The following is a 20,822-nucleotide window of genomic DNA, read 5'->3' as shown; positions in this document are numbered from 1 at the left end:
GAGCCGGCATGGCCAAGAATTCCTTCTTCTGCATAGACGGCCACACCTGCGGCAATCCGGTGCGGCTGGTCGCCGGCGGTGGGCCTTTGCTCAAGGGCTCAACGATGATGGAGCGGCGAGCGCATTTCCTGGCCGAATATGACTGGATCCGCACCGGGCTGATGTTCGAGCCGCGCGGCCATGACGTGATGTCCGGCTCGATCCTCTATCCGCCGACGCGTGAAGATTGCGACATCGCCATCCTGTTCATCGAAACCTCGGGCTGCTTGCCGATGTGCGGCCACGGCACCATCGGCACGGTAACTTTTGCCGTCGAGCATGGGCTGATCAAGCCGAAGACACCGGGCGTGCTCAGGCTGGATACGCCGGCAGGCGTGGTCGTAGCGGAGTACAGCCAAGTCGGCGACTATGTCGAGGAGGTGCGCATCACCAATGTGCCTTCCTTCCTCTATGCCGAGGCACTGACGGTCGAATGCCCCGGGCTCGGCGAGATCAGCGTCGATGTCGCCTATGGCGGCAATTTCTACGCCATCGTCGAACCGCAAAAGACCTATCGCGACATGGCCGACCATTCGGCCGGCGAACTGATCGCCTGGAGCCCGGTGGTGCGGCAGCGGCTCAACGAAAAATATACCTTCGTGCATCCGGAGAATCCCGGCATCAATACGCTGTCGCACATATTGTGGACCGGCGCGCCGACCAACCCGCAAGCCGATGCCCGCAACGCCGTCTTCTACGGCGACAAGGCAATCGACCGGTCGCCCTGCGGCACCGGCACCTCGGCGCGTATGGCGCAGCTTCACGCCAAGGGCAAGCTTGGGGTTGGCGACGACTTCGTCCACGAATCGATCATTGGTTCGCTGTTCAAGGGCAGGGTCGAGGAAGAGGTCACCGTCGCCGGCAAGCCGGCAATCATTCCCTCGATCGGCGGCTGGGCACGAATGACCGGATTGAACACGATCTTCATCGACGACCGCGACCCGTTCGCGCACGGCTTCGTCGTCAAATAGAAAAAACACTGACGCAAGGGAAAGAGAGAGCGCAAGCGGATTGACGTCAACGGCGCAACGATCCCGCTCATCAACTTATTTTGACGGCGATTTCTTCGAAATGGAGCGCATGCTGCGATTGAATCGTCAAAGACATTGCGTTAGGCCAATGGTAGGGTCCGCGATGGTCCAGGGGGCGGACGGGAACAAAACGGGCAATCGAACGGCGTGCGGCGAAAACACGCATAATGATCGAAAAATCACGTTGCAATCCGGGCTCGAAACTTTACGACTAGGGGAAATACGAAAAGGAATGCGTCTGCATGGGCGACATTCCAGGGGAGCCACGACAGCATGCAGTATTTTGTCCAGCAGCTTATCAATGGGCTGACGCTGGGATCGATCTATGGGCTGATCGCGATCGGCTATACGATGGTCTACGGCATCATCGGCATGATCAATTTCGCCCATGGCGACATTTTCATGATCGGCGCTTTCACCGCGCTCATCGTTTTCCTTATCCTCGGTGCGTTGTTCTATTCGCTGCCGATCGTCGTTGCGCTGCTGATCATGATGATCGTCGCGATGCTGCTGACCAGCCTGTATAATTGGACGATCGAGAAGGTGGCCTACCGGCCTTTGCGCGGTTCATTCCGGCTGGCGCCGCTGATCACCGCGATTGGCATGTCGATTGCGCTGTCCAATTTCGTCCAGGTGACCCAAGGGCCGCGCAACAAGCCGGTCCCGCCAATGGTGTCCAAGGTCTACAACATCGAAGGCATCAGCGTCTCGCTGAAGCAGATCATCATCGTCCTGGTCACCATAGTCCTGCTGGCGCTGTTCTGGTACCTGGTCAACAAGACCTCGCTCGGTCGGGCGCAGCGCGCCTGCGAGCAGGACCGCAAGATGGCCGCACTGCTTGGCATCGACGTCGACCGCACCATCTCGATCACCTTCATCATGGGCGCCGCCCTTGCCGCCGTCGCCGGCACGTTGTTCCTGATGTACTACGGTGTGGTGGTGTTTTCCGACGGCTTTACGCCCGGTGTGAAGGCATTTACTGCCGCGGTGCTCGGCGGCATCGGCTCACTGCCCGGCGCCGTGCTCGGCGGGCTGATGATTGGCTTCATCGAAAGCATGTGGTCGGCTTATTTTTCGATCGATTACAAGGACGTCGCCGCCTTTTCCATCCTGGCGATCGTGCTGATCTTCCTGCCTTCCGGCATTCTCGGCCGGCCAGAAGTCGAAAAGGTCTGAGATCATGGCGGTTACCGTGTCTCCGGAAAGCACCGTCGTCGCCACCCCGGTCCAGCGCGCTTTTCGCGAAGCGCTCTATGCCGGCGCCATCTCGCTTGGCCTGTTCGTGCTGTTCATCGGCCTGAAGACCGACCAGAACATCTCCAACGAACTGATCCTGGTGCAGCGCTGGGGCTTGCTCGCCGGCGTCGTGATCGCCACCATGGCCGGACGCTTCCTTTACGTCGCCTATGGCCAACCCTTCCTGGCGAACCAGAAGATCGTCGACGTCGCCACCGGCCTGCTGCCGGTCAGCCTGGCTTCGCGATTCTTCCGCTTTCCCGCGTTCATCGTGGCGCTCGCCGTCGCCGTTATTCTGCTCGCGCTCAGCGGCTTTCTGACCGACGCCTTAGGGCCGGAACTTTCCGATTTCGTGCGGTTCGTGCGGGCGCTTGCAATCATCTATGCGCTGGCCTGGCTGATTTATCATTTCCGGGCCTTCATTCATGCTCATTTCTCGGCATTGGGCATAACTGCACTGGCGCTCTACCCGATCGTGGTGGTGTTGGTGCTGGCGCTATATGCCGGGTCGATGGCCGCCGGTTTCCAGGGCTCGCTGAAATATGTCGACAATTACGGCATCCAGATCCTGATCTACGTGATGCTGGCCTGGGGGCTGAATATCGTTATCGGCTTGGCCGGCCTGCTCGATCTCGGCTATGTCGCCTTCTACGCCGTCGGTGCCTACGCCTATGCGCTGCTCGGCACGCATTTCGGCCTCTCCTTCTGGATCCTGCTGCCCGCCGCCGGCCTGATGGCTGCGTTTTGGGGGGTGATGCTAGGCTTCCCGGTGCTGCGCTTGCGCGGTGACTATCTGGCGATCGTGACGCTCGCCTTCGGCGAAATCATAAGGCTGGTGATCATCAACTGGCGCGAGGTGACCAACGGCTCGGCCGGCATTTCCGGCATCCCGAAGGTGTCTTTCTTCGGCCTGATGTCGTTCAACGTCTCCGATCCGAACTACATCTCGAAGGTGCTCGGCATCGCCCAATCGGGTGCCTACTACAAGATATTCCTCTACTATTTGATCCTCGGGCTCTGCCTGCTGACGGCCTTCGTCACCGTGAGGCTCAGGCGGATGCCGGTCGGCCGTGCCTGGGAAGCGCTGCGCGAGGACGAGATCGCCTGCCGTTCGCTCGGCATCAACACCACCACCACCAAGCTCACCGCCTTTGCCACGGGCGCGATGTTCGGCGGCTTCGCTGGCTCGTTCTTTGCCGCGCGGCAAGGCTTCGTCAGCCCGGAATCCTTCGTCTTCCTGGAATCGGCGATCATCCTCGCCATCGTCGTGCTTGGCGGCATGGGCTCGCTGGTCGGCATTGCCGTCGCCGCCATGGTGATGATCGGCGGCACCGAAGTCCTGCGCGAACTGGATTTCCTCAAGACCGGCCTCAGGTGGGGCAACACTACGGTCATACCCGGTTTCGGGTCCGGCTTCACGCCGGAACTGTACCGCATGCTGCTGTTCGGCATGGCGATGGTCATCGTCATGCTGTGGAAGCCGCGCGGCTTCGTCGGCAGCCGCGAGCCGACAGCTTTCCTCAAGGTGCGCAGGGCGGTGTCTGGGTCCTTCACCAAGGAGGGACACGGCTGATGAACGCGAGCCCCTCCGTGAACAATGCCATCCTGCAGGTCGAGCATTTGTCGATGAAGTTCGGCGGTCTCGTCGCCATCGGCGACCTTTCCTTCCAGGCCAAGCGCGGCGAGATCACCGCCCTGATCGGTCCCAACGGCGCCGGCAAGACCACCGTGTTCAATTGCATCACCGGTTTCTACAAGCCGTCGGAAGGCATGATCACGCTCAACCGGCGCGACGGCTCCACGTTCCTGCTTGAACGCTTGCCGAACCATGAGATCCCGGCGCGCGCCAAGGTGGCGCGCACCTTCCAGAACATCCGCCTGTTCTCGGGCATGACGCTACTGGAGAACCTTCTGGTCGCTCAGCACAACAAGCTGATGAAGGCCTCCGGTTACACCATTCTCGGCCTGTTCGGCTACAGCGGCTACAGACAGGCTTCGGCGGAATCGGTTGAACTGGCCGAGCACTGGCTGGAGAAGGCCGACCTTGTCGACCGCGCCGACGATCCGGCCGGCGATCTGCCCTATGGCGCGCAGCGGCGGCTCGAAATCGCTCGCGCCATGTGCACCGGGCCTGAGCTTCTGTGCCTCGACGAGCCGGCCGCTGGTCTCAATCCGAAAGAATCGGCGGGGCTCAATGCGCTGCTGATGGACATCAAGGACAACACCGGCACGTCGATCCTTTTGATCGAGCACGACATGGCGGTGGTGATGCAGATTTCCGATCACGTCGTGGTGCTCGAATACGGGCGCAAAATCTCGGACGGCAACCCGCAATCGGTGCGGACCGACCCGCGCGTCATCGCCGCTTATCTTGGCGTCGACGACGAGGAGGTCGAGACGGTGCTCACCGAAGTCGGCGACGAAGATGTCATCGAGCAATTGGATACGGGCCCGGATGCCGCCCACGGCCCAGGCACATCGGCTTCGTATCTCGCCGGACCGGTTGCCGACACGGTCGGCCACAGCGAGGGCGAGCGCGTCACCGTGTCGAAAGGTGCCTCGAAAGCCGGGCAGTTCGATGCGAGGTCGAGTGCAGCAGCAAGCAAGGCGGCAGCGCAGGCCAAAGCCAAACCGACGGCGAAATCTTCTGCCGCGAAATCCTCTGCAGCAAAGCCGGCCACCAAGGCTCCGGTGAAGCCGAAGACGCCGCGCGTCTCCAATCGGCGCGGAGGGCGTAAATGATGGCCGGTACAACGCTGCTCGATATCAAGGGCGTCCAGACCTACTACGGCAACATCAGGGCGCTGAACGGCGTCGATGTCACGGTCAAGCAAGGTGAGATCGTAGCGCTGATCGGTGCCAACGGCGCCGGCAAGTCGACGCTGATGATGACCATCTTCGGTGCTCCCCGCGCCCGCGCGGGTACCATCACATTCGCCGGTACCGACATCACCCAACTGCCGACCCACGAGATCGCGCGCATGCGCATCGCCCAGTCGCCGGAAGGGCGCCGCATTTTCCCGCGCATGACGGTGATGGAAAACCTGCAAATGGGCGCCAGCCTCGACAACCTCGAGCATTATGACGAGGACGTCGAGAAGGTGTTCACGCTGTTTCCACGCCTGAAGGAACGCATTGCCCAGCGTGGCGGCACGCTGTCCGGCGGCGAGCAGCAGATGCTGTCGATCGGGCGCGCGCTGATGGCGCGGCCGAAGCTGCTTTTGCTCGACGAGCCGTCGCTCGGCCTGGCGCCGCTGATCGTCAAGCAGATATTCGACGCAATCCGCGAGTTGAACCGGACTCAAGGCCTGACCGTGTTCCTGGTCGAGCAGAACGCCTTCGGCGCGCTGAAGCTCGCCACGCGCGGCTATGTCATGGTCAACGGCAATGTGACGATGAGCGGCACCGGCAAGGAGTTGCTCGCCAATCCGGAAGTGCGCGCCGCCTATCTCGAAGGCGGCCATCACTGAGTTTCAGGAGACATCAATCATGCAGGGCATTCTCTATGAGGAACCCTCGATCTGGCAGTTCTTCTTCGTCACCTGCCTGCTCGGCGGCTGGGCGGCGTGGATGACGGGGAAGGCGTGTGCGCAGACGTGGCGCAGCTTCGCCCAGTTGTTCGCCTTCATGCTGGGGCTCGGCATCGGCATAAGGTTCATTCATCACGCGCTGTTCGGCGGAACGATGTTCTCGCTGCATTACTACATCGTCGATACCATTGTGCTGATGATCTTGGGCTTCATCGGCTACCAATACACGCGCACCAACCAGATGGTAACGCAGTATAATTGGCTTTACGAAAGAGCCTCTCTTTTGAGCTGGAAACCAAAAGGTTGACATTTATCATTAACGGCGTTTCAGGGATGAATCGGCGTGACAAGTGCCTGAAAATCGGCAAAGTACTCTTTCTGCGAGCAAGAGTGGGCATCGCATGAAAGCAACATCCACGCCCACTCGGTAAATGGGAGCGTTTCAATGAAAAAGTCACTTTTGTCTGCCGTCGCCCTGACCGCGCTTGTCGCGTTCAGCGGCAACGCGTGGGCTGACATCCTGATCGGCGTCGCCGGTCCGATCACCGGTCCGAACGCAGCGTTCGGCGCCCAGCTTCAGAAGGGTGCCGAACAGGCAGTCGCCGATATCAATGCGGCGGGCGGCGTTCTTGGCCAGCAGCTCAAGCTTGAAGTCGGCGACGACGTCTCCGATCCCAAGCAAGGCATCTCGGTCGCCAACAAGTTCGTCGCCGACGGCGTCAAGTACGTCGATGGCCACTTCAACTCCGGCGTCTCGATCCCGGCGTCGGAAGTCTACGCCGAGAACGGCATCCTTGAGATCACGCCGGCCGCGACCAATCCGAAGTTGACGGAACGTGGCATGTGGAACACCTTCCGCACCTGCGGACGCGACGATCAGCAGGGCAAGGTCGCTGGCGACTATCTCGCCGCGAACTTTAAGGATGCCAAGATCGCTGTCATCCATGACAAGACGCCTTATGGCCAGGGCCTCGCCGACGAAACCAAGAAGGCGCTCGCAGCCAACGGCGTGACTGAGGCCATGTATGAAGGCATCAATGTCGGCGACAAAGATTTCTCGGCCCTCATCGCCAAGATGAAGGACGCGGGCGTCTCGGTCGTCTACTATGGCGGCCTGCACACCGAAGCCGGCCTGATCATACGCCAGCTCGCTGACCAGGGCCTCAAGGCAACCTTCATGTCCGGCGACGGCATCGTGTCGAACGAATTGGCCTCCATCGCCGGCGACGCCGTCGAGGGCACGCTGATGACGTTCGCTCCGGATCCGCGCAAGAATCCGAACGCCAAGGAACTCGTCGAGAAGTTCCGTGCGGCCGGCTTCGAGCCCGAGGCCTATACCCTCTATTCCTACGCAGCGATGGAAATCATCGCGGCCGCCATCACCAAGACCGGTTCAGCCGATGACGCTCAGAAGGTAGCCGAGACCATCAAGTCGGCCGGCCCCTGGAAGACCGCGATCGGCGAGATCGGCTACGACGCGAAGGGCGATATCACCCGTCCTGACTACGTCATGTACACCTGGAAGAAGGGTGACGACGGCAAGTACACCTATGTCGAGAACGCACCCGGCAAATAACCGGACGTTGCTACATGAGAATGCCCGGCGCCTCGCGCCGGGCATTTTTTATGAGAGTTCCCGAAAGCCTGGATCGGAACTGCCCAGGCGTTCTTCGGATCGACACGCAATGTGTCAGCGCGATAGATCAAATTAAATCGGTTTAATCCTCTTTTCGATTTTGTTTGCACTGCAGCATTTTCGCGCTAATCATGTCCGGCAGTCCCCTTCCCCGCGTCCGGAGCCCTGTCCTTGGCAATCTCGAAGATCCTTGTCGCCAACCGCTCCGAAATAGCCATCCGCGTCTTCCGCGCGGCAAACGAGCTCGGCCTCAAAACCGTGGCGATCTGGGCAGAGGAGGACAAATACTCCCTGCATCGCTTCAAGGCCGACGAAAGCTACCAGGTCGGGCGCGGGCCGCATTTGGCCAGGGATATGGGGCCGATCGAAAGCTATCTGTCGATCGAGGAGGTTATCCGCGTCGCCAGGCTATCGGGCGCCGATGCCATCCATCCGGGCTACGGCCTGCTGTCGGAAAGCCCGGAATTCGCCGAAGCCTGCGCCAAGGCCGGCATCATCTTCATCGGGCCAAAGCCGGATACGATGCGCAGGCTGGGCAACAAGGTCGCCGCCCGCAATCTCGCAATCGAAGTCGGTGTGCCGGTAATTCCCGCTACCGATCCCTTGCCGGACGACATGGCGGCGGTAAAGGAACTCGCCAAGACGATCGGCTACCCCGTGATGCTCAAGGCGTCCTGGGGCGGCGGCGGCCGCGGCATGCGCGCCATCCGCTCCGAGGCCGATCTCGCGCGCGAGGTGATGGAAGGCAAGCGTGAGGCGAAGGCGGCTTTCGGCAAGGACGAAGTCTATCTCGAAAAGCTGATCGAGCGCGCGCGCCATGTCGAGGTGCAGGTGCTGGGCGACACACATGGCAACGCCGTGCACCTGTTCGAGCGCGATTGTTCGATCCAGCGCCGCAACCAGAAAGTGGTCGAGCGGGCGCCGGCGCCCTACCTCGAAATGTCACAGCGCGAGGAGCTTTGCGGCTACGCGCTGAGGATCGCGCGCGAGACCAGCTATATCGGCGCCGGCACAGTCGAGTTCCTGCAGGATGCCGATACCGAAAAATTCTATTTCATCGAGGTCAATCCGCGCATCCAGGTCGAGCACACCGTCACCGAACAGGTGACCGGCATCGACATCGTCAAGGCGCAGATCCACATCCTCGACGGCTTTGCCATCGGCACGGCGGAATCGGGCGTGCCGGCGCAAAAGGACATCAGGCTGAACGGCCACGCGCTGCAGTGCCGCATCACTACCGAAGATCCCGAGCATAATTTCATCCCGGACTATGGCCGCATCACCGCCTATCGCGGCGCCACCGGCTTCGGCATCCGCCTCGACGGCGGCACCGCTTATTCGGGCGCGGTCATCACCCGCTTCTACGACCCGCTGCTGGAGAAGGTGACGGCATGGGCGCCGACGCCGGCCGAGACCATTGCCCGCATGAACCGGGCGCTGCGCGAGTTCCGCATCCGCGGCGTGGCGACCAACCTCACGTTCCTCGAGGCGATCATCAATCACTCGAGCTTCGCCGACAATTCCTACACCACCAAGTTCATCGACACGACGCCGGAACTGTTCGCCAGTGTGAAGCGGCAGGACCGCGCGACCAAGCTGCTCAACTACCTTGCCGACGTTTCGGTCAATGGTCATCCCGAGACGCGCGGCCGGCCGCAGCCAAAGGCCGATGCGGCGCCACCGGTGGTGCCATATCTCAACGGCAATGTGCCTCAAGGCAGCAAGCAGAAGCTCGACGTGCTCGGGCCGGAGAAATTCGCCGCGTGGATGCGCGAGCAAAGAGAGGTGCTGGTCACCGACACGACAATGCGCGACGGGCATCAGTCGCTGCTCGCCACAAGGGTACGCACCTATGACATCGCCGGCATTGCCGGCACTTATGCGCGCGCGCTGCCACAGCTTTTGTCGCTCGAATGCTGGGGCGGCGCCACATTCGACGTCGCCATGCGCTTTCTCACCGAAGACCCATGGGAGCGGCTGTCGCTGGTGCGCGAGGCAGCACCCAACCTTGTGCTGCAGATGCTCCTGCGCGGTGCCAACGGCGTTGGCTATACCAACTATCCCGACAATGTCGTCCAGCATTTCGTCCGCCAGGCCGCTGCCGGCGGCATCGACCTGTTCCGGGTCTTCGACTGCCTGAACTGGGTCGAGAACATGCGCGTGGCCATGGATGCGGTCGGCGCCGAGGGCAGACTGATCGAAGCGGCGATCTGTTATACCGGCGACATACTCGATCCGGCGCGGGCCAAATACGATCTGAAATACTATGTCGGCCTGGCCAGGGAATTGCAGGCGGCAGGCGCCCATATCATCGCTGTCAAGGACATGGCTGGGCTTCTAAAGCCGAGCGCTGCCCGCGTGCTGTTCAAGGCACTGCGCGAGGCGACGGACCTGCCGATCCACTTCCACACCCACGACACATCCGGCCTGTCGGCGGCAACCGTGCTGGCGGCGGTGGAGAGCGGCGTCGACGCCATCGACGCGGCGATGGATTCGCTGTCCGGCAACACCTCGCAGCCGTGCCTCGGTTCGATCGTGGAGGCGCTGAAGGGCACCGAGCGCGATCCAGGCCTCGACCCGCAGTGGATCAGGAACATCTCGTTCTACTGGGAGGCGGTGCGCAACCAGTATTCAGCCTTCGAAAGCGACCTGAAGGGGCCGGCATCGGAGGTCTATTTGCACGAAATGCCGGGCGGTCAGTTCACCAACCTCAAGGAACAGGCGCGCTCGCTCGGGCTGGAGACACGCTGGCACGAAGTGGCGCAGACCTATCACGACGTCAATCTGATGTTCGGCGACATCGTCAAGGTGACGCCGTCGTCCAAGGTCGTCGGCGACATGGCGCTGATGATGGTGAGCCAGGACCTGACCGTCGCCGACGTCGAGAATCCGGCGAGGGACATCGCCTTCCCGGATTCGGTGGTGTCGATGTTGCGCGGCGATCTCGGCCAGTCGCCGGGCGGCTGGCCAAAGCCATTGCAGAAGAAGGTGCTGAAGGGCGAAAAGCCGATCACGGTGCGGCCGGGTTCGCTGCTCAAACCGGCGGACCTCAAGGCCAGTCGCACGGAGGTCGAGGAAAAGCTCGAGCGCAAGCTCAGTGAGTTCGAGTTCGCGTCGTGGCTGATGTATCCGAAGGTGTTTTCCGATTTTGCCGCCGCGCAGGAGACCTACGGGCCGGTCAGCGTGCTGCCGACGCCGACCTATTTCTACGGCATGAAGCCGGAAGACGAGATTTTCGTCGACATCGAAAAAGGCAAGACGCTGGTGGTGCGCTGCCTTGCCATGGGCGATGTCGACGAAAAGGGCATGGTCACCGTGTTCTTCGAGCTCAACGGGCAGCCGCGCCGGGTGAAGGTGCCGGACCGGGCGCATGGCGCCTCCGCCGCCAAGGCACGGCGCAAGGCGGAGCCGGGCAATGAGGCGCATGTCGGCGCGCCGATGCCTGGCGTCGTCTCGGCGCTTTCGGTGGCTGCCGGCCAGCCGGTGAAGGCGGGTGACGTGCTGCTGTCGATCGAAGCGATGAAGATGGAAACGGCGTTGCATGCCGAACGCGACGGCACCATAGCCGAGGTGCTGGTCAAGGCCGGCGACCAGATCGATGCCAAGGATCTGCTGATCGCGTTCGGGTGAAATAGGCCGGCGTCAGAGAGAGTTGTCGGCGCCTGGCAGCAGCCCTTCATGCCGCATCGATAGCACCTTGACCCGCCGCGCCCGGTCGGGCATCGAACCGCTGCAATTCGCCGCTCGGGTCACCCCGAGTCGCGGCGAGAAACGACGCGGAGAGAAGACTATGGCCGACGACATCACCGAGACCAGCCAGACTGTTGCCGCCGGCCAGCTGCGCGCCTTCATCGAACGCATCGAGCGGCTCGAGGAAGAGAAGAAGACGATTGCCGACGACATCAAGGAAGTGTTCGCAGAGGCCAAGGGCACCGGCTTCGACACCAAGGCGATGCGGTCGATCATCCGGCTGCGCAAGAAGGACCAGGCCGAGCGGCAGGAAGAGGAATCCATTCTCGATCTGTACAAGGCCGCGCTCGGCATGGTGTAAAGGCCGGCCTCGGCGCCGGAGACGATCGCGGGAGAAGCGGTTCTGACCATGGATTCCAGCCATGAGCGAATTCGATTTTGGCGCCCGCCGCGCCTCTGAATTCCGCCAACGCAGCTTCTGGACGCTGTTCGCGGAACGGCATCCGGATGAAAGGGCTCTGCTGGCGAGGCGCGGACCGTGGTTCTGGCAGCGTGGGCTGCCCGATTTCGCATTGGTCCTTTCCATGTACGTCGCGCCTGCGCAGAATCATGTCGGCGTCTTCTTCGGCCGCAACGAGAAGTTCGGTGCCACGCAAGCCTGGTCGCGGTTGAAGCCGGTCCAGCCGGCCATCGAAGACAGGCTGAAGCTCAGGCCAGAACAAAGTTGCGACGGCCTCGGCATCAATTCGATGTGGCGGGTGAATTGTTTTGCCGAGGACAATTGGCCGGCGATGACCGACTGGCTGGTGACGGAAGCCTCACGTTTCGAGCGCGCGATTGCCGAAGTTCTGGGTCGGGAATAAAGCAGGGTTTCCAGACGCAATCCTTAGAATCGCTCTGGTGAGCAGAGCGAGGGAGCCGGTGGATCGATGACGATCATGTCGCGCGTTGCCGCCTTCTTCCGCTCACGCTGGTTCGGCGGCGTGCCGCTCGATCGGCTGTTCTGGCGCGACCTGGTCGTTGTCGGCACAGCGATCAACGTCGCGTCGTCGGTGGCGGCACTCATTCTGCTCGGGCTGAAGCTGCCGCTTGCGCTAGTCCTGGCGGTGCATTTCGCGCCGGTGCCCTACAATATCTTCCTGACCTTTGCCGTTTGGCGAACTGCCGGAAAATCGAGTGGCGTCATGGCCTCGCTGATGACGCTTGGCGCCACGTTGTGGCTGATCCTGGTGGTTGTGGCCTGACGATCAGGCGGCCGGATCGAATTTGAGCGCCACGCCGTTGATGCAATAGCGCAGACCGGTCGGCGGCGGGCCGTCGTCGAAGACATGGCCGAGATGGCTGCCGCAGCGGGCGCAATGGCACTCGGTGCGGACCATGCCATAGCTGCGGTCGACGGTGGTCTCGAGCGAACCCGGCACTGGGTCGTTGAAGCTCGGCCAACCGGTGCCGCTCTCGAATTTCAGCTTGGATTCAAACAAGGGCTGGTCGCAGCCGACGCAGGAGAAGGTGCCGGCGCGCTTCTCGTGCAGCAGGGCGCAGCTTCCCGGCCGCTCGGTGCCGTGGTTGCGCATCACCGCATATTGCTCGGGCGTCAGCCGGGCGCGCCATTCGGCATCGGTGCGGGTAACGGGGTAGGTGTGGCTGTCCATTTTTTCCTCTTAGCTTATCTCGCTATTTGGGTTGCCTTCCCAACTTCGCCTGAAATAGGCATTTGTTACGGCGTTTGCCCGTATTTCCTATCCCGTTGCAAAGAATTCCTCAGGCGATGGCCGCGAGATAGCGCGCAACCGATGCTGAAAATGCCGCCTTTGCATCTCCGATGACGTTCTGGTTCCACCATGCGCCGTAGATATGGTCGAACGCGAAAGGCTCCAGCGCGGCCTTGATGCCGTGCACCTTCGTCGCGTTGAGCGGGATATAGTTCGGATAGCTGTACATGAAGCTGACATGACGGCGGGTCGGCGTCACCTGCAGGATGTCGCCGGCCAGGATGGCATTGCCGGCATCGCGCTTCCAGTGCAGCACCTGGCCACCGGCAAAGTGGCCGCCGCAGCGGATGAGCGTCAGCGACGGGTTTATGGCGCGCATCTCGCCCTCCCAACTGATGATTGCCGGATGCGGCCGCATGATCCACTGACGATCATCGGCGTGCAGATAAATCGGCACGCCGCCAAACGCCGCGCTCCATTCGACCATTGCCGAATAATAATGGCAGTGCGAAATGGCGATGGCGGCCAGGCCGCCCCGGCGGTTGATCTCCGCCACCGCCTCGTCGCTTACCATTGAGATGCAGTCCCACAGCACATTGCCGTGCGGCGTTTGCGCCAGCAATGCGCGCTGGCCGATGGCGAAGCGCGGCTCGATGCCGAAGGCGAGCACGCCGGCATCATCCTTGATCACGAGCCGATGCCCGGCGGCGAGCTCTTCCGGCGTGGTCCAGGCCTGGCCCTCCCAGCGCACATATTGCCGCTCGTCCTCGCAGATCGGGCAATGTCGCGGCGGCGTCGCTGTCGCCGCGAACTGGACACCGCATTGCAGGCAAAGGAAACAGGTCGACCGTCCTGTTTTGCGTGGATCCATTCAGTGCTTCCTTGAAAGTTGCTTCGTCGCGGCTTCGAGGCCGGCGAGCGTCAGCGGAAACATGCGGCCGCCAAAGATATCGCGGATCATGGCAATCGAATGGGTATAGCCCCAGTTCTTCGCGTCTTCCGGATTGAGCCAAATGGCGTTCGGCCATTGCTGCAGCAGCCTGTCGAGCCAGACGGCACCGGCCTCCTTGTTCCAATGCTCGACCGAGCCGCCGGGTTGGGCGATCTCATAGGGGCTCATCGAGGCGTCGCCGACGACGATCACCTTGTAGTCGGGGCCATATTTATGGAGGAGATCGAAGGTCGGAATCACCTCGGCATGGCGGCGGCGATTGTCCTTCCACACGCCTTCGTAGAGGCAGTTGTGGAAATAGAAATATTCGAGCTGGCGGAACTCGGCGCGGGCGGCCGAAAACAGCTCCTCGACGCTCCTGACATGGTCGTCCATCGAGCCGCCGACATCGAAGAACATCAGCAGCTTCACGGCATTGCGACGTTCGGGTTGTGTCTTAACGTCAAGATAACCGTGCTCGGCGGTGGCGTGGATGGTGCCGGGCAGGTCGAACTCCTCTTCGGCGCCTTCGCGCATCCAGCGGCGCAAGCGCTTCAGCGCGACCTTGATGTTGCGGGTGCCGAGTTCGACGGCATCGTCGAAATTCCTGAACTCGCGCCTGTCCCAGATTTTTACCGCGCGGCGGTTGCGGCTCTCGTGCTGGCCGATGCGCACGCCTTCGGGATTGTAGCCATAGGCGCCGAAGGGCGAGGTGCCGCCGGTGCCGATCCATTTCGAACCGCCCTGATGCCGGCCCTTTTGCTCCTCCAACCGCTTCTTCAGCGTCTCCATCAGCTTTCCGAAGCCGCCCAGCGCCTCGACAAGTTTTTTTTCCTCGTCGGAGAGGTGCTTTTCAGCGAGCCTCCGCAGCCATTCCTCCGGGATGTTTGCGACATCGACCGCGTTTTCGCCAGCCAGCGCCTCGACACCTTTGAAGATGTGCGAAAAGACCTGGTCGAAGCGGTCGATGTGGCGCTCGTCCTTCACCAGAGCGGCGCGGGCGAGATAGTAAAAGCCCTCGACATCATAGTCGACCAGCCCGGCCTCCAGCCCCTCCAGCAGCGACAGATATTCGCGGAGCGAGACCGGAACCCGCGCTGCCTTCAATTCGAGGAAGAAGGGGATGAACAATTGCTATCTGTGCCTCACAATCACGGCGGATTCACCCCCGGAACTGTCGATTTCGCCGGATCGCAGCAAATCCGCTACTGTACTTGGGTTGGGCATGGGTAAGTGCTTTGCAATACGTGCTTCGACCCATTCGCGCGTGGCGGACGTCGCGTCGGCGATTGCTTCCTCGGGGCTTGCGCCGCCGCCGTGGCAGCCGGGAAGATCGGGCACCCGCACTCCCCAGACGTCATTCGCGCTATCCAGAATTCCGAAATAGCAGATCATTCAGCTCGTCCTCAGGTATTTCAACCGCTCTCATCACAGCAGATCATATTCGATGAAGCCGGTCCTGCGCGCCACGTGGTCGTAGAGCTTGCGGGCGGTGGTGTTGGTCTCGTGGGTCATCCAGTAGACGTTCTTGACGCCGATCTTGCCGGCTTCCTGCTTGACCGCTTCGATCAGGGCGGCGCCGACGCCCTTGCCGCGCACATCGGGGTCGGCGAACAGGTCCTGCAGATAACAGTTGTTTATCTCTGACCAGCAGGAGCGATGGTAGAGATAGTGCGTCAGGCCGACGGCCTTGCCGTCGAGGGTGGCGATGAAACCTTTCGGCTCGAACTCGCCCGCCGTGAACAGCCGCTTCCAGGTGACGGCATAAACCGCTTCCGGCAGCTTGGTTTCGTAAAAGGTGAGATAGGCGGTCCACAGACGCCGCCAATCGGCATGGTCGGATTGCGCCAATGGGCGGACGGTGATCTCGGTCATTTCGTTTCCCTCTGAAGTCGGCAACCCGAAGCTGCCTCCGTGCCCGGCTAGAGGCAACGGTCCAGCACCGGGAAAGCGCTGTCCGGTGACTTCGTGGGCTTCCGGCCGACCGCCCCTCACCCCTGCCGTCTCGCCATGAAGGCCAGGCGCTCGAACAGATGCACGTCCTGTTCGTTCTTCAGCAAGGCGCCGTGCAGCTTGGGCAGCGCGTTCTTCGGCTCGGCGCGCAGGTCCTCGGGCGCGATGTCGTCGGCGACCAGCAGGCGGATCCAGTCGAGTGCCTCGGAGGTCGACGGCTTCTTCTTGAGGCCCGGCACGTCACGGATTTCATAGAATTGCGTGAGTGCGGCGCGCACCAGGTTCTGCTTGATGCCGGGATAGTGCACGTCGACGATTTTGTGCAGCGTCTCGACGTCGGGAAAACGGATGTAGTGGAAGAAGCAGCGGCGCAGGAAGGCGTCCGGCAGCTCTTTTTCGTTGTTGGAGGTGATGATGACGATCGGCCGGACGGTGGCACGGATGGTCTCGCCGGTCTCGTAGACGAAGAACTCCATCCGATCCAGTTCCTGCAACAGATCGTTGGGGAACTCGATATCGGCCTTGTCGATCTCGTCGATCAGAAGCACGACTTTCTTGCCGGCAGCAAAGGCGTCCCACAGCTTGCCGCGCTTGATGTAATTGCGGATGTCGTTGAAGCGCTGGTCGCCGAGCTGGCTGTCGCGCAGCCGCGAGACGGCATCATATTCATAGAGGCCCTGCTGCGCCCGCGTGGTCGATTTGACGTGCCATTCGATCAGATCCAGGCCGAGCGCCGCCGCCACCTGGCGGGCAAGTTCGGTCTTGCCGGTACCGGGCTCGCCCTTGACCAGCAACGGCCGCTCCAGCGCGATCGCCGCGTTGACCGCCACCATCAGATCCTTGTCGGCAACATAGGCTGCCGTGCCTTCGAAACGCATTTTTGCTCCCGGATTCATCGCGCGACCCTAAGGACGCGGCCTTCGCTGTGCAAGGCGCTGCTGGCAAAGCGGGAATCTTGCCGGCGCGACCCTCGTCGAGCGGTTCTGCGTCGATTTAAGACTCGAAACATGTCGTCTCTCTGGCGCTTGGTCTGCCGTCTGCCTATATTGGCGGAGACGGTCTGCGCTTCCCGGCAGGAGAACATTTTCCCCGGGGCCTTAATGATCCCTAGGGAGCTGTCCCTGGGAAGACCCGTGGGTTTTCTCATACGGCGCCCACCTACTTTGTAGGTTCCCGGGATCGCTCTCTCCACCGGTTGTGTGGATCGTCACCTATCGAAAAGGCCATGTCTGGCGGATCTTGTCGTCGCGCCGCTTTGTGCGGTGCTCTCACGAACGAAAAGTTCGCCCCGCTCCTCCAAAACGTCGCTCGTAAAACTCCATCCAAATCTGACCTTTTCTAACGTCGGCGCATGACATCCCCAAAAGACCTGAAAAAAAATCTCCGCAACCAAGCCCTCGGGCGCCGCGCCGCGCTCGATCCTTTCTGGCGGGTGGAGGCAGCACTCGAAATGGCCGAGACGGCGCGCGACCGGATCACCGTCGCGCCGGGCCAGATCGTCTCAGGCTTCTGGCCGATGCGCTCGGAAGTCGACGTCCGGCCGCTGATGTTTGCCTTGCGCGAAAAGGGGGCAAGGCTCTGCCTGCCGGCCATCCTCGACAAGACCACCATCGTTTTTCGGGAACTGGTGCGCGGCGCGCCGATGGTCGACATGGGCTTCGGCACCGTCGGGCCACACGAGGAAGCCGAGGTGCTCGATCCCCAGCTGATGCTGGTGCCGCTTGCCGCCTTCGATGCGCGCGGCCACCGCATCGGCTACGGCGCCGGCTATTACGACCGGGCGATCGCGCGGCTGGTCGACAAGGGGCAGCAGCCGCGGCTGATCGGCATTGCCTTCGACTGCCAGGAGGTGGCCGTGGTGCCTGACGAGCCGCATGACGTGATCATTCCGGAAATACTCACCGAGAGCGGGTTGCGTCGCTTCGCGCCGAAATTGTAGATAAGTTCCTGGACGCATGGTCTTTTCCGAAAGTCATGCAGCTTTTTGCTTCGCTGACCTTCGGTTCGGGATCACGCTTATATGAGACTTCTCTTCCTCGGCGACATGGTCGGCAAGACAGGACGTACGGCGGTGTGGGAACAACTGCCTGGCCTGATCTCGGATTTCAAGCTCGACTTCGTCATCGTCAATGGCGAGAACGCCGCCGGCGGCTTCGGCATCACCGAGGAGATTTTTCGCGAGACGATCTCGGCCGGCGCCGATGTCGTCACCACCGGCAACCATGTCTGGGACCAGCGCGATGCGCTGATTTTCGCGCCGCGCGAAGAGCGCTTCCTGCGTCCGTCCAATTTCCCCAAGGGTACGCCGGGGCGCGGCTCAGGCGTCTACATCGCCAGGAACGGCGCGCGCGTGCTGGTCGCCAACATCATGGGCCGGGTGTTCATGCATCCCGAGCTCGACGATCCGTTCCAGGCCGGCGAGCGCGAACTTGCCGCTTGTCCGCTTGGCGAGCAGGCCGATGCGATCGTCATCGATTTCCATGCCGAGGCGACCTCGGAAAAAATGTGCTTCGCTCATTTCGTCGACGGCCGTGCCAGCCTTGTTGTCGGCACCCATACGCATCAGCCGACCGGCGATCACCAGATCCTCAATGGCGGCACCGGTTATATTTCCGATGCCGGCATGTGCGGCGATTACGATTCCTCGCTCGGCATGGACAAGGAGGAGCCGCTCAACCGATTCTTGTCCAAGGTGCCGAAAGGCCGCTTCGAGGCGTCGACCGGACCGGCGACATTGTGCGGCGTCGGCGTCGACATTTCCGACCGTAGCGGCCTGACCGAACGGATCGCGCCGTTTCGCCGCGGCCCGCGGCTGGAGGAAACGGCTCCATCCTTCTGGTCGTGACATTGATATAGACGCTTGCAATACCCAATTGCCGGCGAAACTGCTCTAGATCGTAGAGGGGACGACCTCCATGCAGCTAGTCGAATTCCTGGCGCCGCATTTCGCCTTTGTCTCCGACCCGACGGCATGGGTCGCGCTGCTGACGCTGATCGTGCTGGAAGTCGTGCTCGGCATCGACAATCTGATCTTCATCTCGATCCTGACCAACAAATTGCCGGTAGCGCAGCGGGCCCGCGCCCGGCGGCTCGGCATCTCGGCCGCGCTGGTGATGCGGCTGATCCTACTGGCCACCATCTCGATCATCGTCCAACTGACGACGCCGATATTCACCGCCTTCGGCCACGGCTTTTCATGGCGCGACCTGATCCTGATCGCCGGCGGCCTGTTTCTCGTCTGGAAGGCGACCAAGGAGATCCACCACACGGTCGATCTCGATGATCACCAGGACACCATGATGGGCGAGACGCTGCAGCTTTCGCTGGCCGGCGCGATTTTCCAGATATTGCTGCTCGACCTCGTCTTCTCGATCGACTCGATCATCACCGCCGTCGGCATGACCGACGAAATCGCGATCATGTACATCGCGGTGATCGTGGCGGTGAGCGTGATGATGCTGGCGGCCGGGCCGCTGGCCGACTTTATCGCCAGGAACCCCAGCATCGTCATGCTGGCCCTCGGCTTCCTGCTGATGATCGGCATGACGCTGATCGCCGACGGCATGGGTTACCACGTGCCGAAAGGCTACATCTACGCCGCCATGGGCTTTTCGGCACTGGTCGAAGGGCTCAACATGCTGGCGCGGCGGCGGAAGAAGGCAAAAGGCGGCGGGCACTGAGGATGGCCCACCGCGGCTGACCTAATTCCCCGGCACACCCTTCGGATGGCGGTCGCCGATCAGGCCGAGCATCACGCCTTGCTCCAGCCACGCCTTGGCGCCGGCGAGCACCAGCGCAAAACCGCCGGTCGAGCCGATCGCCTGCTTGACCTGCTCATCGGGGCTGCCGACAAAGCCGAAATTGCGGACCTCGACAAAGGTCGTGCCGCCCGGCATCTCGGCGAAAGTCCACACTACCGTGGTCGGCGGATCGCTCCATTGCATGACGATCTTCTTGTTATCGACGATCTCACTGACATTGACCGTCGTCGAGACGCCATAGATGCGCCATTCCCAACTGATTTCCTTGCCGCTGTCCAACCTGTCGCTGCCATGGGTGAACCAGAATTTCGTCGTGATCGCCGGATCGACGAAGGCTTCGAATACGTCGGCGACCGGCCGCCTTATCAGCATGCCGGCTTCGGCGGTCGGTGTTTCACGGATTTTCATAGCGTCCTCCTTTCCACGGCGCCGCCCTGTTCACCAGGCATCGGGTTCGCGCACGAGGTGAATGATGTTGGCCGGATTGGTGATCCAGCCGCCGCGAAAGCCTTCACCCAGTGCCTCAATGGCATCGCAGCGCACGACGCCGGCCTTGGCGAGATGGTCCGCAGCGCCTGGAAAATCATCGGTGAACAGTTCCAGCCAGATCTCGGCCTGGCTAAGCGTCGGCGCTTCGTCGATCCACAGGCGATTGGGGCCGAGTTCGAAGCCGACGGCCGGCGGCTTGGCCGTGAATGGCTTCAGGCCGATGACGTCGCGATAGAAGGCGATCGTCGCCTGGTATTGATGCGGCGGGACTTTCATGGCGATGTTGATGCCGCCGGTGATCTTCGCGGTCATTCTTACTCCATTGCTCTCAGATGTTGTTCTCGTTAGCCGGCTCGCCCTTCATCTCGCTGCGGTAATAGCCGTCGCGCAGATTGATGCCGTATTCGACATAGGCCTTCATGCAGGCCAGCATCTGCGACCAGCCCTCGCAATTGAGGTAGGATTTCTTCAGGCCGACCGCGTTCTCGTGCCAGCCGGTTTCGGCGATGGTGACGAAGGTGCCGCCATCGTCGAGCGGCTCGAAATTCATCTCGATGCGGGTCTTGTAGGCTGGCTTGCCGTCGGCGTCGGTGGCATCCCAGCGCAGCACGATGCGGCTGTCCTTGGCCACCTCCTCGACCTCGACGGGAAACCTTGCCCCACCAGATGACGGTGGCGCCCGCCACCAGCAGTGCGCTGGCGCCGCCGATCGTGGTGAAGTAGCCGCTGAGTTTCTTCGGATTGACGACCGCATCGAAGACTTCGGCGACGGGTTTGCCGATGCGGCCAGAAACCCTGAATCCAAGAGACATAT

The 20,822-nt window shown here is 61.7% G+C and carries 21 protein-coding genes, 1 other RNA gene and 2 pseudogenes; 15 read left to right on the top strand and 9 right to left on the bottom strand.

The window, feature by feature from the left end; translation table 11 throughout:
* Nucleotides 1–8: 8 nt before the first annotated feature.
* From NKI47_RS11610 to NKI47_RS11560, 11 genes and pseudogenes are all read left to right on the top strand, one after another.
* Complete coding sequence (locus NKI47_RS11610) at nucleotides 9–1,010, top strand: 4-hydroxyproline epimerase (protein ID WP_023678053.1); 1,002 nt, start codon at nucleotides 9–11, stop codon at nucleotides 1,008–1,010.
* A gap of 333 nt (nucleotides 1,011–1,343) precedes the next feature.
* Complete coding sequence (locus tag NKI47_RS11605) at nucleotides 1,344–2,246, top strand: branched-chain amino acid ABC transporter permease (RefSeq protein ID WP_023678052.1); 903 nt, start codon at nucleotides 1,344–1,346, stop codon at nucleotides 2,244–2,246.
* Nucleotides 2,247–2,250: 4 nt separating this feature from the next.
* Nucleotides 2,251–3,879, top strand: a complete 1,629-nt coding sequence (gene livM, locus NKI47_RS11600; protein WP_023678051.1) for a high-affinity branched-chain amino acid ABC transporter permease LivM — start codon at nucleotides 2,251–2,253, stop codon at nucleotides 3,877–3,879.
* Nucleotides 3,879–5,039, top strand: a pseudogene (locus tag NKI47_RS11595) (ABC transporter ATP-binding protein); the annotation flags it as partial. The gene livM and the pseudogene NKI47_RS11595, both read left to right, overlap by 1 nt.
* Before the next feature lie 8 nt (nucleotides 5,040–5,047).
* Nucleotides 5,048–5,776: an ABC transporter ATP-binding protein gene (locus NKI47_RS11590; RefSeq protein ID WP_023678049.1), complete on the top strand. Its 729-nt coding sequence runs from the start codon at nucleotides 5,048–5,050 to the stop codon at nucleotides 5,774–5,776.
* A gap of 19 nt (nucleotides 5,777–5,795) precedes the next feature.
* Nucleotides 5,796–6,143, top strand: a complete 348-nt coding sequence (locus NKI47_RS11585) for a DUF6867 family protein (protein ID WP_023678048.1) — start codon at nucleotides 5,796–5,798, stop codon at nucleotides 6,141–6,143.
* A gap of 138 nt (nucleotides 6,144–6,281) precedes the next feature.
* Nucleotides 6,282–7,412 carry a branched-chain amino acid ABC transporter substrate-binding protein gene (locus tag NKI47_RS11580; RefSeq protein WP_023678047.1) on the top strand — a complete coding sequence of 377 codons (1,131 nt, stop codon included), beginning with the start codon at nucleotides 6,282–6,284 and terminating at the stop codon, nucleotides 7,410–7,412.
* Between the two features lie 231 nt (nucleotides 7,413–7,643).
* On the top strand, nucleotides 7,644–11,102 hold the full coding sequence (gene pyc, locus NKI47_RS11575; protein ID WP_352590034.1) for a pyruvate carboxylase: 3,459 nt from the start codon (nucleotides 7,644–7,646) through the stop codon (nucleotides 11,100–11,102).
* A 160-nt stretch (nucleotides 11,103–11,262) separates the two neighbouring features.
* A complete protein-coding gene (locus tag NKI47_RS11570; RefSeq protein WP_023719653.1) occupies nucleotides 11,263–11,523 on the top strand; it encodes a DUF2312 domain-containing protein in 261 nt (86 codons plus the stop codon).
* 61 nt (nucleotides 11,524–11,584) lie between these two features.
* On the top strand, nucleotides 11,585–12,025 hold the full coding sequence (locus NKI47_RS11565; protein WP_352590031.1) for a hypothetical protein: 441 nt from the start codon (nucleotides 11,585–11,587) through the stop codon (nucleotides 12,023–12,025).
* A gap of 66 nt (nucleotides 12,026–12,091) precedes the next feature.
* Complete coding sequence (locus NKI47_RS11560; RefSeq protein WP_023678043.1) at nucleotides 12,092–12,406, top strand: hypothetical protein; 315 nt, start codon at nucleotides 12,092–12,094, stop codon at nucleotides 12,404–12,406.
* A 3-nt stretch (nucleotides 12,407–12,409) separates the two neighbouring features.
* On the opposite strand, the gene msrB is transcribed toward NKI47_RS11560, so the two are convergent.
* The 6 genes from msrB to NKI47_RS11530 form a co-directional block, all read right to left on the bottom strand.
* The gene (msrB, locus tag NKI47_RS11555) at nucleotides 12,410–12,814 is read right to left on the bottom strand and encodes a peptide-methionine (R)-S-oxide reductase MsrB (RefSeq protein ID WP_352569565.1); all 405 of its coding nucleotides are present in this window, start codon (nucleotides 12,812–12,814) and stop codon (nucleotides 12,410–12,412) included.
* 109 nt (nucleotides 12,815–12,923) lie between these two features.
* Entirely contained in the window at nucleotides 12,924–13,745 is an 822-nt protein-coding gene (locus NKI47_RS11550; protein WP_352590027.1) for an MBL fold metallo-hydrolase, read from the bottom strand.
* The gene (locus tag NKI47_RS11545; RefSeq protein WP_352590024.1) at nucleotides 13,746–14,936 is read right to left on the bottom strand and encodes a vWA domain-containing protein; all 1,191 of its coding nucleotides are present in this window, start codon (nucleotides 14,934–14,936) and stop codon (nucleotides 13,746–13,748) included.
* 3 nt (nucleotides 14,937–14,939) lie between these two features.
* Complete coding sequence (locus tag NKI47_RS11540; RefSeq protein ID WP_352590021.1) at nucleotides 14,940–15,200, bottom strand: type II toxin-antitoxin system HicB family antitoxin; 261 nt, start codon at nucleotides 15,198–15,200, stop codon at nucleotides 14,940–14,942.
* 33 nt (nucleotides 15,201–15,233) lie between these two features.
* Nucleotides 15,234–15,680 carry a GNAT family N-acetyltransferase gene (locus NKI47_RS11535; protein WP_352590018.1) on the bottom strand — a complete coding sequence of 149 codons (447 nt, stop codon included), beginning with the start codon at nucleotides 15,678–15,680 and terminating at the stop codon, nucleotides 15,234–15,236.
* A gap of 116 nt (nucleotides 15,681–15,796) precedes the next feature.
* Complete coding sequence (locus NKI47_RS11530) at nucleotides 15,797–16,636, bottom strand: AAA family ATPase (protein WP_352590015.1); 840 nt, start codon at nucleotides 16,634–16,636, stop codon at nucleotides 15,797–15,799.
* A 176-nt stretch (nucleotides 16,637–16,812) separates the two neighbouring features.
* Between NKI47_RS11530 and ssrS the strand changes: the two genes are divergently transcribed.
* From ssrS to NKI47_RS11510, 4 genes are all read left to right on the top strand, one after another.
* Nucleotides 16,813–16,968: non-coding RNA, 6S RNA (gene ssrS, locus NKI47_RS11525), on the top strand.
* A gap of 141 nt (nucleotides 16,969–17,109) precedes the next feature.
* The gene (locus NKI47_RS11520; protein ID WP_352590012.1) at nucleotides 17,110–17,697 is read left to right on the top strand and encodes a 5-formyltetrahydrofolate cyclo-ligase; all 588 of its coding nucleotides are present in this window, start codon (nucleotides 17,110–17,112) and stop codon (nucleotides 17,695–17,697) included.
* Between the two features lie 81 nt (nucleotides 17,698–17,778).
* Complete coding sequence (locus tag NKI47_RS11515) at nucleotides 17,779–18,603, top strand: TIGR00282 family metallophosphoesterase (RefSeq protein ID WP_023678036.1); 825 nt, start codon at nucleotides 17,779–17,781, stop codon at nucleotides 18,601–18,603.
* Between the two features lie 70 nt (nucleotides 18,604–18,673).
* Nucleotides 18,674–19,438 carry a TerC family protein gene (locus tag NKI47_RS11510; protein WP_023678035.1) on the top strand — a complete coding sequence of 255 codons (765 nt, stop codon included), beginning with the start codon at nucleotides 18,674–18,676 and terminating at the stop codon, nucleotides 19,436–19,438.
* 21 nt (nucleotides 19,439–19,459) lie between these two features.
* Here NKI47_RS11510 and NKI47_RS11505 read toward each other — a convergent pair whose 3' ends face one another.
* The 3 genes and pseudogenes from NKI47_RS11505 to NKI47_RS11495 all read right to left on the bottom strand — a co-directional run bounded on the left by NKI47_RS11505 (nucleotide 19,460) and on the right by NKI47_RS11495 (nucleotide 20,820).
* The gene (locus tag NKI47_RS11505) at nucleotides 19,460–19,927 is read right to left on the bottom strand and encodes an SRPBCC family protein (RefSeq protein WP_352590009.1); all 468 of its coding nucleotides are present in this window, start codon (nucleotides 19,925–19,927) and stop codon (nucleotides 19,460–19,462) included.
* A gap of 30 nt (nucleotides 19,928–19,957) precedes the next feature.
* Nucleotides 19,958–20,320 (bottom strand): VOC family protein, encoded by a 363-nt coding sequence (locus NKI47_RS11500; protein ID WP_352454915.1) that lies wholly within the window; start codon nucleotides 20,318–20,320, stop codon nucleotides 19,958–19,960.
* Between the two features lie 16 nt (nucleotides 20,321–20,336).
* A pseudogene (locus tag NKI47_RS11495) lies at nucleotides 20,337–20,820 on the bottom strand (SRPBCC domain-containing protein).
* Nucleotides 20,821–20,822 lie beyond the last annotated feature (2 nt).

Origin of the sequence: Mesorhizobium sp. M0633 (assembly GCF_040320645.1) — a bacterium.
Classification (GTDB): Bacteria; Pseudomonadota; Alphaproteobacteria; order Rhizobiales; family Rhizobiaceae; genus Mesorhizobium.
The sequence above is the reverse complement of the archived record's forward strand: the minus strand, read 5'-3'. Positions and strand labels throughout refer to the sequence as shown.